Genomic DNA, 16,713 nt, shown 5'->3' on the forward strand with positions numbered 1-16,713 from the left:
ACAAAATTAGTATGATGATATTTATTCCTTAATTCCAGGCAATCTTCTCCACTTCTCCCTGTAAATCTTCTTGAGTAGCTCTCACATAAATCATCGTGGTATTCAAGTTATCGTGGCCCATAATTTGTGCCAGACGATGTAAGGGTGTACGTTCAGCCATTACATAACCAAAACGATGCCTTAAATCATGGGCACTAAATCCATCTAAATTAGCAAGACGCATGTACTTCTGGAGAATATGGCGGATAGCTCTTTCTTGTAGCCGTTTTCCTGTTTTAGAAGAAGGAAACAAATAGCTATGTGTAATATTATTCGATCCAATATATTCTTCTAGTGCAAAACGAACTGTACTATTCAGAGGAACTTCCCTCTGTTTATTTCGCTTTCCAGATCGAACAATGACATTGCCTCCCCTTTTTCTCATAACAATATCTTCTATTTGAACATCGCAAACCTCCATTGAACGAAAACCAGTATGAAGCATAAAAATAATCATTGCTTTGTCACGTAGCGTGCCATATTTCTCAACAGCATTCATTAAGGCTGCTTCTTCTTTATCCGTCATTTGCTTCGGACTCGTTTTTACTGCTGGAACAAATTTAATTGACTTGGAATAATCAGTTTGAATGATTCCTTGTTGTTTCGCCCAGTCAAAATAACGCTTAATAGAGTTAATTCTTCTATTGATTGTAGCCGGCTTTAGAGATCTGGTAATTTGCATATGTTCTCGATACCTTGCAATTGTTCGAGCAGTAACTTCAGTTGGATGGAAGAAAGTTTCTTCCGAAAGATTTCCCCATAGATGTTCAAACCAGTATACAAAATCTTTAAGATCACTTTTATATTCTGTAAGTGTTTTTGTATGCAAATCTCCTTCAAGAGATAAGCTAGAAATAAAATCTGAGATAAAAGATGTTCCTTGTAGTGAAATAATCTTGATGGATGACATATATTCCTCCTCCGATATTGACTTATATTAGTGGACATGCTAATCTAATCTTATCAGTTACATTAGCGGACATCAATTGTTTATTTCAAAGCATCATATGTCCGCTAATATTAATTAGCGGACATTAAAAATACCGAAGGTAGGTGTAGAATATGGCTGTTCGTAAAGAAGAGTTATATCGATTAATTGATTGTCTTGGTCACCAAGATGAAAAAGCAGCATTTGATTTTTTAGAATTCCTTGTTCAACGCTCAAAAAAGAAACCTAACGATTGGGAAAAAATTGATATAGCGGATTCAGATGATGAACCCTTGTCTAAACAAGAATTAGAACAGTTAAATAGTGAAGAAGGATATGTATCAGGGGAGGACGCAAAACGTGAATTCGGACTACAAATTGATTTACCATAAGTCCGCGGTGAAATTTATTGCAAAACAAGAAAAAGGCATACAAAAAAGAATTGCTGAAGGGTTGAAGGGGCTTCTTGAAATTCCTCCTGAAGGAGATATTAAAAGTATGAAGGGTTACACAGATTTATATCGATTGCGGGTTGGAACCTTTCGAATCTTATTTGAAATAAATCATGATGAGAAAGTCATATACATACAAGCTATCGGAAATCGTGGTGACATTTATAAATAATGCTAACATGAATTTTTAAAAAGGAAGGTTCTTGAAATTAGAGAAACTTCCTTTTTTTGCGCTGATAATGTCCGCTAATGCTTATTGCGTGATCTGGTTCCATTGCTACACAGACCCCTACATCTTTATTTCAAACAGCCAACTATCTGTAAGTGTTTTAAAACATAACAAGTAATTGTGGGAGGTATCAAAGCTAAGATGAGTTTTTGTTTTCTCTCTTAGGATAGCACTACACTACATTGAGTAAAGCTAATCTGTTTGCATCACTTGGATTTGCAAAAAACGCTGCAATAGCCGAAATTAAAGAGTTTAGTAAAGTAATTAATCTACCTAATTGCTCACTAGTAATCGGAACTGTTTGTGGATTGTTACAACACTCTGGAGTGAAAACAATCGGATTATTGCAGTGGTTATGACCGAAACAATTATTACTTGTCATTTATGTCCTCCTTACTTGTTTTATATTTGAGTTTTTCCTATTATAAGGATCATAAAGTTGTAAAAGAGTATGTGTTATATATTGACTTAAAATAGGAAACATGAAATATAATTAAACTTGCAAACGCTATTTAATTATGTTCATGACTCACATATTAATTATATGTTTTTAATAATTGACTGCTTAGATTAAATACCTAAACTTAAGAGTTTATTTTATTTTTCCACGTTTATCTCTTAGGTTCAAAGACACATTTTAATTTGAATACAAAAACCGAATTTACGATTAACATATATTCCGCAAGTAACAACATCATTTTTTCATATAAATAAAGAACATTTCCTTACTAAAATTGGGCTCACCTTATAAAGGTGAAGCCGTTTCTATTATAAAAAACTCTCATACAATATAGTGGACAAGTTATTTTATACTTCGTTCTAATAAAATATTGTAAGGAGTGAAAATTAATTGCCTATCATTCAACCATTTATGGCATCTAGAAGATTTACATCCACACTAGGAGCCGGCACAGGTACAGGTGCAGCTTTTGCAATTGCTGCCACAGCTTGTTTAAACGATGCGGGTACTACTGCAACCGCTTTTCCGACTTTCACGTATTACAACTTATATGTGAACGGTATTCTTCAACCAAGCGTGAACTCCAGTGTTACTACTGGTCCTACTGGTGCTATTACAATTCCTGGTGGGGATGCATTAGACGGCGGAATTCCAATTACAATTGAATTTATCGTCACTTAATGTTAACGAATGTAATTCAGAACAAAAAAGACAGATTCCTTTTCATTAAGAATCTGTCTTTTTTAATTAATAATAATAAATTGTAAAATAATTGAAGCACCTTGCGATGGTGGTTGGTTATCCAATAAAGTTAGTTTACCAGTACTAACTTCATAGAATGGTTGTGGTTGCAAAATTCCATTGATAAACAAATTTATATACGAAACCTCAGTAGGTGATAGTATATTCGTTGTACCATATTGAGCTATGCCATCTGCATCTGTATATATAAGTTTCTCTCCATCTGAAAAAGTGTAAAATAACAAATTAGTTGTTGTTATAGGGCCAATCCCCCCAGTAGGACCTGTTGTTCCTGTTGTTCCTGTTGCTCCTGTTACACCCGTTGCTCCTGTTGCTCCCGTTACTCCCGTTGGTCCTGTTGCTCCCGTTGCTCCCGTTACTCCCGTTGGTCCTGTTGCTCCTGTTTCTCCTGTTGCTCCCGTTTCTCCCGTTGCTCCCGTTATTCCTGTTATTCCTGTTGCTCCTGTTGGACCTGTTGCTCCTGTTACTCCCGTTGCTCCCGTTTCTCCTGTTGCTCCTGTTGCTCCTGTTGCTCCCGTTTCTCCTGTTGCTCCTGTTGCTCCTGTTGCTCCCGTTTCTCCTGTTGCTCCTGTTGGACCTGTTGCTCCTGTTGCTCCTGTTGGGCCTGTTGATCCTGTTGATCCTGTTGGGCCTGTTGATCCTGTTGGGCCTGTTACTCCTGTTGCTCCTGTTGCTCCTGTTGCTCCTGTTGCTCCTGTTGCTCCTGTTGCTCCTGTTGCTCCTGTTGCTCCTGTTGGAATATATATTGGTGGAAGAGCTGAAAATGTAGGTCCAATATTCTCAGGTTCTATCTTACCTTTATTTATTGATAATTTATCATTCCGCTTCAATTTAATTCCTCATTCCACATATTTTTAATTAACTTACATAAGTATGAGTCTATTATTAAGAAATGCTTTCATAACTATTCTTTTTTCCTTCCAAATGATTCATACATATATTAAACATTTTACCGTTGCTATAACTCCTATTAATATAATAAAATGATAGTTCCATTCCAAAAACACGAAACTTATTGCATTCTAATTTAAAAATGAGGTAATTTATACTCAAGATAAAAATGAAAAAAGAATAGAAAAACTAGTATCAACGACTCTTGAAATTATTCTTCCATACAGACTTACTGAACCTACCAGAAATACTGGGTCAATAGTTACAACAAACTCTATGTTCGCTAATAATACATTAGGTGATCCCATCACTGTGATATTAGGCGGAACTAATATTCCTCTTTCTAATAACCAAAGCCTCGGTAATTTTACAATTAACGCCTCAAACGATATATTTACAATTCCTGTAACCAGAAGATAGCATTTAACCTATCAAGTTAATACGACAACTGCTCTACTCGCTGGAACAAAACTACTATTAAACGCTTCTACTCCACTTCCTGGTTCTATTTTTTCTCCCGCTATATCAACTTCAAATTATAACAATAATTTAATTGCCGATACTACAATTTCACTTCAATTATTCGACGTATTATACATCGTTAATTTGGTTGGAGGTGGTTCAACAGGTGCCTCTCTAACAATTATACGAATCGATTTAAAAATGATTCATTCTTTTTCTAATAAACATTATTAAATACTAAGTCTGTCATGATAAGAACCTCCCAATTATTTCATAAAAGTGGTGGCGCATTAAAGAACAAATTGCACTATATTCATAGTAGAAACTATCTATACTAAATTTTCCGTATATATATTATCAATTTACACTGACTTCCACCGATGTTACATTAAATATGAAGACAGTTTCTTTTTTACGAACCATCTCAATACGTATTTGAGAAACGTACTCCAATCCTATACGCGAGAGCAATACTATGTTGACACTCAGATGAGTGTCTTTTTTTGTGAGTAATAAAAAATAAAAACCATCTCTTAAAGATGGTTTTATCTTTTGTTACTATAAATGTAAACTTATGCAGTTGGATAATAAATTGTCATGCTTAATCGAGTCAAAGATTCCCCTAAATTATAATAAGAGTGTGATCTATCGGCCTTAAAACGAATTGAATCTCCACTATTTAATTTATATTGACAGTTATTCAATTTTACTGTCAATTCACCTTCAAATACCGTTATAAATTCTTCTGCGCCTTCTTTATGCCCTTCTGAACTTAATTTCCCTTCTGTTTCTATTTCCACTGTATACATTTCAAAATGTCTATCATCTTGAAATGGAAAAGAAGGATACACTTTATATTTTCCATTGTCTTCAGACAATACTTGAATATCTTTTCTTAAAATCACTTTCGTATCAGGCTGAGGATTATTGATTAAAGAAGTAAAAGAAACTTTCAAGCCATTTGCAATTTTCCATATTGTTGTTAGTGTCGGACTTGATTCCCCTCTTTCAATTTGTCCAATCATTGTTTTACTTACACCTGTTAATTGAGAGACCTTTTCTAAACTTAATTTTTCTTTTTCACGTATTGATTTTAAATTTTTTGCCAGAATAAGTTGAATTTCTTCCATAAAAAACACTCCTACACCGCATACAATATAACGACCGTTATGTATAATAAAAAGCACACGTTATATTGTTCTTTTTGATCATTATAACATACAAAAATTGGGAGGTTTTGAAATGCCTATATTTTCTTTTTTGTTATTTGTATTTATAAGTAGCTTCACACCTGGTCCCAACAATTTCTTAGCTATGACATACGCAAATCAACATGGATTAAAGAGAAGCATAAACTTTTGCTTTGGAGTAGCATTCGGTTTTTTCATCCTCACTTCTTTATGCAGTTTCTTTAATATTGTTTTAATTAATATTATCCCTATAATTGAATTTCCTTTAAAAATTTTAGGTGTCGCGTATATGCTATATTTAGCCTTTAAAATAATTACTAGTAAAGGCGGTGCAGATCACAATGAAAAAAATAATAAAAACTTATTTACAGTGGGTATTTTCATTCAATTTGTTAATCCAAAAGGAATATTATTCGGGCTCACAGTAGTCTCTACTTTTATACTCCCCTACTACAATTCATATTCAAGTTTTCTGCTTTTCTCATTATTTCTAGGTATAGTCGGTTTACTAAGTACATTTAGTTGGAGTTTATTTGGTTCAATATTCCAAAAAATATTAGTAAAACATAACCAATTATTCAACATCATTATGGCTGTTTTATTAGTTTTCAGTGCCGTTTCAATCGTTATACACTAATTCGATGCTCATTTTAGATTTTGTACTTTTTAATACCACTCTTTATCAATCAGACTACTTTATATACTAATCCATCCACATACCCTATGTGGTTTAAAACTTTTAAGAGGAAACCTTCTAACAATAGGTTTCCTTCCATATCATATTAAATAAGAAGCAGGTTAAATACGGAGGTGATTTTGATTAAGACTACTTTAATTTCTCATTTTTACAATGAAGAATATTTACTTCCATGGTGGTTAATGCACCATACAAAGCTATTTGATCATGGCATTCTTATTAATCGTGGATCCACTGATCGTTCAGTTGAAATCTGTAAAACATTCGCTCCTAATTGGGAAATACGAAACTCAAAATCACTCGAATTTGATGCTTATTTAGTTGATCAAGAAGTTATGGAAATTGAAAGAGAAATTACAGGATGGAAAATGGTATTGAATACGACAGAATTCCTGTGCTGTTATAATAAAGAACAATTTTTTAAATTACTTAGCACTATGGGTGGCAATATGTTTTCAATAAGAATGATTATGATGATTGATGAACCAAGTTATGGCTACACTAATCCAAGATATAGCTCTCCGCTTGTTAAACAACGTTATCACGGCATAATAACTCAACCTAATCCAAACCAACTATATCTTAACGGTAGATTAATTCACAATAATTCGCACGGGAACTATAGAGTCGGGAGACATGGTTCGCATTATCCTTATAGCATTTACATGGAACCTGCTTTTATTTTTAAATTTTTTTATAGTCCATGGAACGATGCAATGAAAAAACGAAAATTACAAATTGGGCCGACTCTTTCTCAACATAGTGTACAGCGTGGACTAGGTTCACATCACTTAACAACAATTGAAAAATTAGAAACAAAATACAAATTCTATGCAACTTTAACTACGGACCTCCGGTTATTCCCAGAATACCAAATTATATTTCCTGACCTTTATCCTTAATGTCATGAATATTTAGTTTCCACATCCATCCGTTTTTTATTAACATATCAACTCCAACTAAATATTTTTCTCTAGTAGAAATCTGAGCTAGGACTCTTGCTGCGCGCAGATTCCTCTTATTTAATGTCGTATCACCAGCCTATAATCTTTCATACCATTTCATTGAGTACCTGATGTTGGATTAGAAATAAAAAATGGCAATTCATTTGGAAAATTTTCAATTTCAGATTATATACCTTCTAAAACAAAGTATTAAAACAATAGAACCTAAACTAATGTCTTAAGTTATGGCTTTATTTTTTTCTTATTATTCACTTTAAAATCTTTTTATAATAATATTGAAAAATACAGTATAATATAAATTACTGTTCTTTGGGAGGGTTATAATGTCTGATAAGTATAAAATTTTCATTTTTATTGTTACCGCATCTTTTTCTTTCTTTTCCTTAATAAAAGATTTCCGCAACACTTCAAAAAGTTTCTTTTGGGGTAGTTTTGTAATTCTTACAAGCTTCATAATACTTTTAACACTCGCTTTAGATTTAACTCAAATACTCCTATATTCAGCGCAAATTGCGCTTGAAATTATTACAATACCACATAAACTCTTTCTACCATCTGTCACTGAAGCCGCTATTATTTACTAAAAAAGTATTTTAATTTTCTTATGCATGCCAAAATATATTTTGGTAAATTTGACACACATTTATATCAAACAAGCATATTTTATTGTATGGTGACTATCTAATAATACAAATTTTTAATTTTCATAAGATCTTTTTATTTTTAATTAAAAATTTACAACATTCTAAAACAGTATGCACATAATATCCTCCATTCCCTTTTTCAACATGACACTTGTCTCAGAGCGCCTTTAAAAGCGCTCTTTATCTTTAATAAAGGTTTTATTAAAATTTAGGTTAAAAATTAATACCCTATAGTCATAATAGCTATTTACTGTTTCCAAAATAAGTTGCATTAATAATATAGAAATGAAATACCTATAAAAATTATTACTTTACTATTTCTTTAAACATGCTAGTGAGGTGATTTCGATAGATTATCAAAACAAAGATATGTTCATTAACTTTTCACTTTTAGATATTAACCGTATTATTCTCCCACATTCTCCTACTGGGGCTACCGGCTCTACTGGAGCTACTGGAGCTACCGGACCTACTGGAGCTACCGGTTCCACTGGACCTACTGGACCTACCGGTTCCACCGGACCTACTGGCTCTACTGGTTCCACTGGGACTACCGGGGCTACTGGAGCTACCGGGGCTACCGGGGCTACCGGGGCTACCGGTTCCACTGGGACTACTGGCTCTACCGGGGCTACTGGAGCTACTGGGGCTACTGGCTCTACCGGACCTGCTGGACCTACCGGGGCTACTGGCTCTACTGGTTCCACTGGACCTACTGGGACTACCGGTTCCACTGGAGCTACCGGGGCTACTGGCTCTACCGGACCTGCTGGACCTACCGGGGCTACTGGCTCTACTGGGGCTACTGGCTCTACCGGGGCTACTGGCTCTACTGGTTCCACTGGACCTACTGGGACTACCGGTTCCACTGGAGCTACCGGGGCTACTGGCTCTACCGGACCTGCTGGACCTACCGGGGCTACTGGCTCTACTGGAGCTACTGGACCTACTGGTTCCACTGGGACTACCGGGGCTACTGGAGCTACTGGTTCCACTGGACTTACTGGCTCCACTGGGACTACCGGGGCTACTGGGGCTACCGGGGCTACCGGGGCTACCGGGGCTACCGGGGCTACCGGGGCTACCGGGGCTACCGGGGCTACCGGGGCTACCGGGGCTACCGGGGCTACCGGGGCTACCGGGGCTACCGGGGCTACCGGGGCTACCGGGGCTACCGGGGCTACCGGGGCTACCGGGGCTACCGGGGCTACCGGGGCTACCGGGGCTACCGGGGCTACCGGGGCTACCGGGGCTACCGGGGCTACCGGGGCTACCGGTTCCACTGGGACTACCGGGGCTACTGGAGCTACTGGTTCCACTGGACTTACTGGCTCCACTGGGACTACCGGGGCTACTGGGGCTACTGGTTCCACTGGAGCTACCGGGGCTACCGGTTCCACTGGACCTACTGGACCTACCGGTTCCACTGGACCTACTGGAGCTACTGGGCCTACCGGGGCTACTGGACCTACTGGACCTACTGGACCTACCGGGGCTACTGGCTCTACCGGACCTACTGGACCTACCGGGGCTACTGGCTCTACTGGTTCCACTGGACCTACTGGATCTACCGGTTCCACTGGACTTACTGGCTCCACTGGGACTACCGGGACTACTGGGACTACCGGGGCTACCGGTTCCACTGGACCTACTGGGACTACCGGTTCCACTGGAGCTACCGGGGCTACTGGAGCTACCGGACCTACTGGACCTACCGGTTCCACTGGAGCTACCGGGGCTACTGGAGCTACCGGACCTACTGGACCTACCGGGGCTACTGGAGCTACCGGGGCTACCGGTTCCACTGGACCTACTGGGACTACCGGGGCTACCGGTTCCACTGGACTTACTGGCTCTACTGGGGCTACTGGCTCTACTGGTTCCACTGGACCTACTGGATCTACTGGGACTACCGGGGCTACTGGAGCTACCGGGGCTACTGGAGCTACCGGGGCTACTGGAGCTACCGGGGCTACCGGGGCTACCGGGGCTACCGGGGCTACCGGGGCTACCGGGGCTACCGGGGCTACCGGGGCTACCGGGGCTACCGGGGCTACCGGGGCTACCGGGGCTACCGGGGCTACCGGGGCTACCGGGGCTACCGGGGCTACCGGGTTCCACTGGACCTACTGGCTTCACTGGCTCCACTGGGCCTACCGGGGCGGCTAGTGTAGGATTAACAAACTATCTATATGTTTTTGATACTACTAACCAATCAATTGCAGTAGGAAGTAGTGTTACTTTTAACACAAATGGACCTATAACAGGAACTGCCCTTAGCCACATCACAGGTACTGGAAATATTATAATTAATACACTAGGAACATATGTAGCAGAGTTTCAATTACAAGCTTCTCGCGAAAACCAATTCTCCCTCGAACTAAATGGTACACCAATTCCAGGTGGGCGTTTTGGTACGGGGTCACCACATTCAATAAATCAAGGTACTGCTGCTTTTACCGTAACAGTTGTTCCTTCAACATTGACTTTAATAAATAACACCTCTTCAGCAGGTACTATCACTCTCTCAAATAGTGATGGTGGCTCTTTAACAAATGTATCTGCAAGTATAAGTATTTTTCAGGTCGGATAATTAATTTGGTTAGAAAAGTAATTCATAAAGTTTACAAATAAAAAAATGAGGCTTCTCTTTTCTAGAGAAACCTCATTTTTTTTATTAAATTTTAAACTGACTCGTATACAGATCAAAATAAAACCCTCTATCTTCCATAAGAGACTCATGATTCCCTCTTTCTAAAATTCTTCCATCCTTTATAACAAGGATTTGATCTACTTTTTCAATTGTTTTAAGTCGGTGAGCGATTACAAAACTTGTGCGACCTCTCATTAAATTATTTAGTCCTGCTTGTATTTGTAATTCTGTTCTTGTGTCAATATTAGATGTCGCTTCATCGAGAATTAATATATCTGCATCTGCTAAAATTGCTCGTGCAATCGCAAGAAGTTGTTTTTGTCCTTGACTTAAATTCGATCCTTCTGAAGCAATTTCTGTTTCATATTGATTTGGCAAATGCTTAATAAAAGAATGTGCAGATGCTGCCTTAGCTGCAGTGATAACTTCTTCATCAGTAGCATCTAAGCGTCCATAACGGATATTATCCATAATCGAACCAGCAAATAAATACGTATCCTGTAAAACTACTCCTATTTTACTTCGTAAAGAATTAATATCATAATCTTTTATATCTTTTCCATCAATATGAATTTGTCCTTGCTGTATATCGTAAAAGCGAGTTAACAAATTAATGATTGTTGTTTTCCCTGATCCAGTCGGGCCAACTAAAGCAATTGTCTCTCCTGGCTGCGCTTTAAGACTCACTTCTTTTAAAATCGTTTTATTCTCTGCATAGCCAAATGAAACATTCTCAAGTGCAACATGCCCTTGTAAATTTTGTACAACAAATGCGTCTTTTTTATTTTGAATTTCTGGTACCTCATCCATAATCTCAAAAACACGTTCTCCACCAGCAACTGCCGCTTGAATTGTATTCATTAAAGTCGCAAATTGACTTAACGGTCTTGAGAATTGACGAGAATAATTAATAAAAGCCGCAATAACACCCACTGTTGTCATTCCGTTTAAGACCATAACTGATCCAGTCCCAATGACAAGCCCCATACCTAAGTTATTAATAAAGTTCATACTTGGAAAAATAAAAGCTGAAAATGTATCAGCCTTCGTAGCTGAAACTCTTAGCTGTTCATTAATTTTATTGAAATTTTGTACAGTTTCTTTTTCTTTTCCATACAACGTCGTAACATCCGCACCTGTAATTGCTTCCTCAATAAATCCATTTAATTCACCTAAATCTTTTTGACGCTTCGCAAAGTTTTTACCACTATATGCAACTAGTTTTTTTGTAACGTAAAACATAATAGGTACTGTAATTAAAGTTACAATTGCTAAAATCCAATTTAAGGCGAACATCGCAATCGTTACACCTATAAAAGTTAGCGCTGATGAAATAATTTGTACAACACTTTGTGTCAAAGCTTGGTTCAAATTATCTATATCATTTGTCACACGGCTCATTAAATCACCTTGAGAACGCACATCAAAGAACCGTAAAGAAAGCGTTTGGATTTTCTCAAAAATATCTTGTCGTATTTTTTGAATTGTTTTTAATGCAACGTTAATCATGACAAATGTTTGTAACCATGTTAAAAGTACAGTTACACCGTAAATCGCGATAAGTAACATACACATTCTTGCTGTACCACTTAAATCTTTCGGTACAATATATTGATCTATAATGACTCCCATAAAATAGGGACCTAATAATCCAAGTAAAGTAGTAACAACGACTAGAAATATAACAAACATTAGAGCAGCTTTTTGATAGCCCATATAGTTCCATATCCGCATTACAGTTCCTTGGGCATTTTTAGCTTTTCCCATCTTCGGTGTGTTTCGTCCACCTTTATTAGCAAATTGCCCTTGAAAATTACGCATGTTCTTCCCCACCTTCTTTATGCAAATTACCACCTTGGGAAAGATAAATTTCCTGATAAACCTCACTTCGTTCTAACAATTGTTCATGTGTACCATTGCCAACTAATTCACCATTATCTAATACAAGTATTTTATCCGCATCCATTATGGAAGAAATTTTGGACGCGATTAATAATGTCGTTGTGCCTTTATATTTTGTTTTTAAAGCTGTTTGAATAGTAGCCTCTGATTTTGCATCAACTGCTGATGTAGAATCATCTAATATGAGAATCGGTGGTTTTCTCACAAGTGCCCTTGCAATTGATACACGTTGTTTTTGTCCACCTGATAGATTTGTCGCACCTTGTGTTAAATTATATCGATAAGATTCTTCCAGCTTATTGATAAACTCAGTCGCACAAGCTGATGCAGCTGCTACTTCCAGCTCATCATGTGTTGCATTTTCTTTACCATAACGTAAATTCTCTTCTATACTACCTGAGAATAACAAAGCCTTCTGAGGTACAAACCCTATTGAAGCACGGAGTTTTTGCAAATCATATGTTTTAACATCTATTCCATCTATACATATTTCACCTTGATCCACATCATATAGACGTGGTAACAGTTTCGCTAAGGTAGATTTACCACTTCCAGTTGATCCAATAATCCCTACTTTTTCACCTTTTTGTATGCTAAACGAAATATCTTTTAAAACGTATTCATTATTTTTCGTATAGCTATAACTAACATTTTTAAATTCGATATTCCCCTCGATTTTCTCAGGTTCGATTGCATTAGCTGCGCTTATAATATCAACCTCGGTATTTAACACTTGCTGTACACGATCCGCAGATGGAAAAGCTCGCGCAATTTGAATAAATACCATGCTAATCGACATAAGTGACATTAAAATGATATTCAAGTAATTAATAAATGCCAAAATCGCTCCTACTTGAAGCGTTCCATTGAATACTTTTTCTCCACCAATCCATAATGTTGCGACAATCCCGCCACTTACAACTAGCATAATGATTGGCATCATTAAAGAAATAAGTTGCACAGCTCGAATATTTATCTTCGTTAAATTTGTATTTACACTTCCGAATTGAGCGATTTCATATTTTTGTCTTACATACGCTTTTATAACACGTACACCAGATAAATTTTCTTGTAACTTTGTATTCACTTTGTCCAATGCCTCTTGCACCTTTTTAAATGTACCACTTGCTTTACTTGCAATTAAAATAATCGCAAGTAATAAAATCGGAACAACTACAAGTAATATTGGAAATAACCCTCGCGCTGTTACAAAAACAATAATTATACTTCCCATAAATAACAGTGGACCACGAACGAGAACACGTAATGTCATCGTCATTGCCGATTGAATGGAAGTGATATCATTCGTCACGATCGTTAATAATTTACCTGTTCCAAATGAATCACGATTATTACTAGAAAATGTTTCTATTTTCGCAAACACATCTTTTCGTATGTCTGTAGCGAAATTAACAGCTGCTTTTGTAGAATACATCATACACCCAAGCCCTCCAACTAAACCGAGTGCTGCTGCTCCTATCATAAGAAGCCCCATTTTTATTACATAATTTAAATCCCGATTTGCAATCCCAACATCAATGATATGTTGCATAATAGTCGGTTGAATTAAGTCCATCGCAACCTCAAGTACCATAAATAGCGGTCCAATAATAGCGAAGAACATGTATGGTTTTAAATACTGTAATAACTTACGAAATGATTTCATACATAATCTCCTTTTCCCATGAAATTACCACTGAATAATTCATATCCCTCCTTATTTAATTGATATTTTTTGTAATTTCTTCATTACTTTTATTATATTATGCAAATTAATATTTAACATTATTAAATGATAAGTATTAATGACTTTCTGGTCAATAAATGTGCTTTATATTATGTAAATACAAAAACCGCATTCTTAATGAAAAGAATACGGTTTTTTCATCTATATTTCTTCAATTGTAAAATTTAAAAACTCAGTCTCAAATCCCTTATTTTTAGAAGGACTACACGTGTAAAAACCTATTTTAATAGGCTCATTCCCTATATCCTCCATTAAATGAGCGATTCTTATTTGTTCCCATTGATGGCTCTTTTTCACATATATTGTATAATCACCGCGTTTTCGAATAATTCGAAAACGAAGTTGTTGCTTAGCTGCTTCAGTTGGATAATCTTGCGTTGACCAGTCAGAATATCCATTATTCGTTACGACAGCTCCTAAATGAGAAGGGCCATCTGGAATATACTCTAATGAAGTTTTCAACCAACACTTTTCCGAAATCATAACAAAAAGACCTGCTTGATCGTATTTTGAATTTGGATTCATACACAATTGTACTTCAGCTTGAAAGTCTGTCATCATTTCATTATAAAATACATGACCATTCATGACTTCAAAACCATAATGTGTTTTAAGCCAAAAATCTGTTTCTGCTTTCGAACGGACAATAAACGCCTGCTTGTCATTAATTTTATAATATTCAGGGACATTCATTATAGTGAGCTGCTCAACATGTTTAGGTATATATGATATATTCATAGTTCCTCCATAATAAAACCTTTATACAAATATTTAAAACTCCGCTAATACTGGGAATTTATAACCTTTAAAATCTAACTCTTTATCACTTCGAACCATTAAATACTTGCTAGACTGTAATTCTGTAAACTGTACATCCTCAACCCCTAATTGATCCGGTGAAAAATAAAATTCGATTTCCGTAAACCTTTCATTGATTTCTCCACATAATTCATCTAAAACCGGAAGTACTGGCGCAAATACTCCAAATAATTTCAACTTTTCATTGTCTACTTCATAAACGATTAAAGCATCTAGTTTCTCTGAATAATACAATTTCTCATTCCATTCCGAATCATACATATTCAAATAAAATGAAGGATGGAAGTTTAAAGTTGAAAAACTATTTGAAAGTCTTTGGCTACTATCAATCGTTTCATGTATTAACTGTCTATTCTCTATATTATAGAAATCTAACTTTTTAAGTAGTGAATGGTTATTATTAATATTTTTATCATATGGTATAGTCATCAAATATTCCTGCACAACTTTAAATCCAAATGCTGTATATAGTTCAGGTTTTTCCGTAAACAATAATGCACATTCACATTTCTTATCAATTTCTTCTATCATTTTACTCATTAATTGTGTCATTAGCCCTTGTCTACGGAAATTAGGGTGTGTCATTACTGATTGAATACCCGCCGCATTTATTTTTTCACCATTAATTAATAATGGGAGTGAAAATGCCGCAACATTTGCAATCACTTTATCTTCTTGTAAAAATGATAAAGCTTTATATGTATCATCCCAATATCCTTTATCCGAAAAATCATTCAATGTTTGAGTTGTAATTCCAAACACTTCTTCAAATAAAGGAAATAACTGCTCTCTTTTCGGTTCTTCTATTAGAAGACTTGCCAATTTTTCAACATTCCCCATGTTGTACCTCCAAATGTTAAATTCCATTAAATTAGATATACTTATATGACCTACTCTTAAAAATAGAGGTCTTACCAATCAATATACTATCATAAAACATAAAAAAAAAGTCTAATTAATTTTATGTTTCGACTATTTGAAAATAAGTCGAATAAAAAAATATTAAGATTTTCGGATATTAATTAGTTTATTTTATAAAAATAGCGCTTTCTAATTAGCTTTTACTAATAGAAATACACTATTTATAATAAAATATTTTTATTCTTTTATCCCTTCAAGTCTTTCCTTCGTATTAATTTCTTCTCCACTTATACGCTTTTCAAAAGACTTTCTCCAACTATTTGAAAGTGCATTTACTTCTAATATCCTTTTTACCCCTTCAATATTTTGTTTTTCCTTATGCATAATACGGTTAGCGAATGCTACTGAAACACCTTTTGGATCAGACTGTAGTCTTTTTAAGATGTCGACTGATGATACCCATCCTTCTTTTAATACACGAAAATAAAATCCTGTATATCCTGTTTCTTGAAAATATAGTGGTAACTTTGGAATATTATATTTTTTTGCTAATTTAAAACAAGGTTGCCTTGGTTGTGTTACCTGTACGATTGCCTGTCCTAGCTCAAATGTATCACCAATACAAACATCCTCTTCGCTCATACCACTAACTGTTATATTTTCTCCGAAAGCCCCATATACAAGATCTTGATTCAATTCTTTTTCCCAGTATGGATAGTGATCACCAGTATAAACACAAACTGCTTTATCTACTCCTCCATGATGAATTAAGTCAGCTTGTCCATCCCCATTAAATTTTACAAAGGATAAATATACCGGTTCCTTTACTTGTTTCTTATTTATGCCTGTATGAACTACCTTTCCACCGTATGTAACCTCTTTTGGTAATCCTATATTTAAAGATAATAATTGATATTCATTAGCCATTCTATTTCCTCCTTTAAAGGTGTTACATGTATTTTCTCTCAATTAATTTTTACAACCCTCTCTGCTATATAAAGATGATTATAAA

At 36.1% G+C, this 16,713-nt stretch carries 15 protein-coding genes and 2 pseudogenes; 7 read left to right on the plus strand and 10 right to left on the minus strand.

Annotation, left to right across the window (positions count from 1 at the left end):
• Nucleotides 1-28 precede the first annotated feature (28 nt).
• Nucleotides 29-949, minus strand: coding sequence for a tyrosine-type recombinase/integrase (locus QCI79_RS00845; protein WP_021727716.1), 921 nt, complete (start codon nt 947-949; stop codon nt 29-31).
• Between the two features lie 152 nt (nt 950-1,101).
• On the opposite strand from QCI79_RS00845, the gene QCI79_RS00850 reads away from it, so the two are divergent.
• Entirely contained in the window at nt 1,102-1,359 is a 258-nt protein-coding gene (locus tag QCI79_RS00850) for a hypothetical protein (protein ID WP_021727717.1), read from the plus strand.
• Nucleotides 1,328-1,591, plus strand: coding sequence for a type II toxin-antitoxin system RelE family toxin (locus tag QCI79_RS00855; RefSeq protein ID WP_002163075.1), 264 nt, complete (start codon nt 1,328-1,330; stop codon nt 1,589-1,591). The genes QCI79_RS00850 and QCI79_RS00855 overlap by 32 nt, the downstream gene beginning before the upstream one ends.
• A 235-nt stretch (nt 1,592-1,826) precedes the next feature.
• Here the strand turns inward: QCI79_RS00855 and QCI79_RS00860 are convergent.
• Nucleotides 1,827-2,030 (minus strand): annotated as a pseudogene (locus QCI79_RS00860) (exosporium glycoprotein BclB-related protein); the annotation flags it as partial.
• A gap of 468 nt (nt 2,031-2,498) precedes the next feature.
• Between QCI79_RS00860 and QCI79_RS00865 the strand changes: the two are divergent.
• Nucleotides 2,499-2,789 (plus strand): DUF4183 domain-containing protein, encoded by a 291-nt coding sequence (locus QCI79_RS00865; RefSeq protein ID WP_001121647.1) that lies wholly within the window; start codon nt 2,499-2,501, stop codon nt 2,787-2,789.
• 62 nt (nt 2,790-2,851) lie between these two features.
• On the opposite strand, the gene QCI79_RS00870 is transcribed toward QCI79_RS00865, so the two are convergent.
• Entirely contained in the window at nt 2,852-3,700 is an 849-nt protein-coding gene (locus QCI79_RS00870) for a DUF4183 domain-containing protein (protein ID WP_021728804.1), read from the minus strand.
• Between the two features lie 211 nt (nt 3,701-3,911).
• On the opposite strand from QCI79_RS00870, the pseudogene QCI79_RS00875 reads away from it, so the two are divergent.
• A pseudogene (locus QCI79_RS00875) lies at nt 3,912-4,457 on the plus strand (BclA C-terminal domain-containing protein).
• Nucleotides 4,458-4,795: 338 nt separating this feature from the next.
• Here QCI79_RS00875 and QCI79_RS00880 read toward each other — a convergent pair.
• Entirely contained in the window at nt 4,796-5,353 is a 558-nt protein-coding gene (locus QCI79_RS00880) for a helix-turn-helix domain-containing protein (RefSeq protein ID WP_000391298.1), read from the minus strand.
• A gap of 112 nt (nt 5,354-5,465) precedes the next feature.
• Here QCI79_RS00880 and QCI79_RS00885 point away from each other — a divergent pair, with 112 nt between their 5' ends.
• The 3 genes from QCI79_RS00885 to QCI79_RS00895 all read left to right on the plus strand — a co-directional run bounded on the left by QCI79_RS00885 (nt 5,466) and on the right by QCI79_RS00895 (nt 7,659).
• The gene (locus tag QCI79_RS00885) at nt 5,466-6,050 is read left to right on the plus strand and encodes a LysE family translocator (RefSeq protein ID WP_001121272.1); all 585 of its coding nucleotides are present in this window, start codon (nt 5,466-5,468) and stop codon (nt 6,048-6,050) included.
• A gap of 179 nt (nt 6,051-6,229) precedes the next feature.
• Nucleotides 6,230-7,012: a glycosyltransferase family 2 protein gene (locus QCI79_RS00890; RefSeq protein ID WP_000598283.1), complete on the plus strand. Its 783-nt coding sequence runs from the start codon at nt 6,230-6,232 to the stop codon at nt 7,010-7,012.
• A gap of 386 nt (nt 7,013-7,398) precedes the next feature.
• A complete protein-coding gene (locus QCI79_RS00895) occupies nt 7,399-7,659 on the plus strand; it encodes a hypothetical protein (protein WP_021728805.1) in 261 nt (86 codons plus the stop codon).
• Nucleotides 7,660-8,075: 416 nt separating this feature from the next.
• Here the strand turns inward: QCI79_RS00895 and QCI79_RS00900 are convergent, their stop codons facing one another.
• From QCI79_RS00900 to QCI79_RS00925, 6 genes are all read right to left on the minus strand, one after another.
• Nucleotides 8,076-9,605, minus strand: coding sequence for a mucin 17-like protein (locus tag QCI79_RS00900; RefSeq protein ID WP_353842237.1), 1,530 nt, complete (start codon nt 9,603-9,605; stop codon nt 8,076-8,078).
• 791 nt (nt 9,606-10,396) lie between these two features.
• Nucleotides 10,397-12,193 (minus strand): ABC transporter ATP-binding protein, encoded by a 1,797-nt coding sequence (locus tag QCI79_RS00905; protein ID WP_021728529.1) that lies wholly within the window; start codon nt 12,191-12,193, stop codon nt 10,397-10,399.
• On the minus strand, nt 12,186-13,940 hold the full coding sequence (locus QCI79_RS00910) for an ABC transporter ATP-binding protein (RefSeq protein WP_000834793.1): 1,755 nt from the start codon (nt 13,938-13,940) through the stop codon (nt 12,186-12,188). The genes QCI79_RS00905 and QCI79_RS00910 overlap by 8 nt, the downstream gene beginning before the upstream one ends.
• A gap of 222 nt (nt 13,941-14,162) precedes the next feature.
• Nucleotides 14,163-14,759 carry a DUF1349 domain-containing protein gene (locus tag QCI79_RS00915; protein ID WP_001027686.1) on the minus strand — a complete coding sequence of 199 codons (597 nt, stop codon included), beginning with the start codon at nt 14,757-14,759 and terminating at the stop codon, nt 14,163-14,165.
• Between the two features lie 33 nt (nt 14,760-14,792).
• Nucleotides 14,793-15,680, minus strand: a complete 888-nt coding sequence (locus QCI79_RS00920; protein ID WP_000528676.1) for a GNAT family N-acetyltransferase — start codon at nt 15,678-15,680, stop codon at nt 14,793-14,795.
• Nucleotides 15,681-15,938: 258 nt separating this feature from the next.
• Nucleotides 15,939-16,628 (minus strand): MOSC domain-containing protein, encoded by a 690-nt coding sequence (locus QCI79_RS00925; RefSeq protein ID WP_021728528.1) that lies wholly within the window; start codon nt 16,626-16,628, stop codon nt 15,939-15,941.
• Between the last annotated feature and the right edge of the window lie 85 nt (nt 16,629-16,713).

Origin of the sequence: Bacillus cereus group sp. MG1 (assembly GCF_040460035.1) — a bacterium.
Lineage (GTDB): Bacteria > Bacillota > Bacilli > Bacillales > Bacillaceae_G > Bacillus_A > Bacillus_A cereus.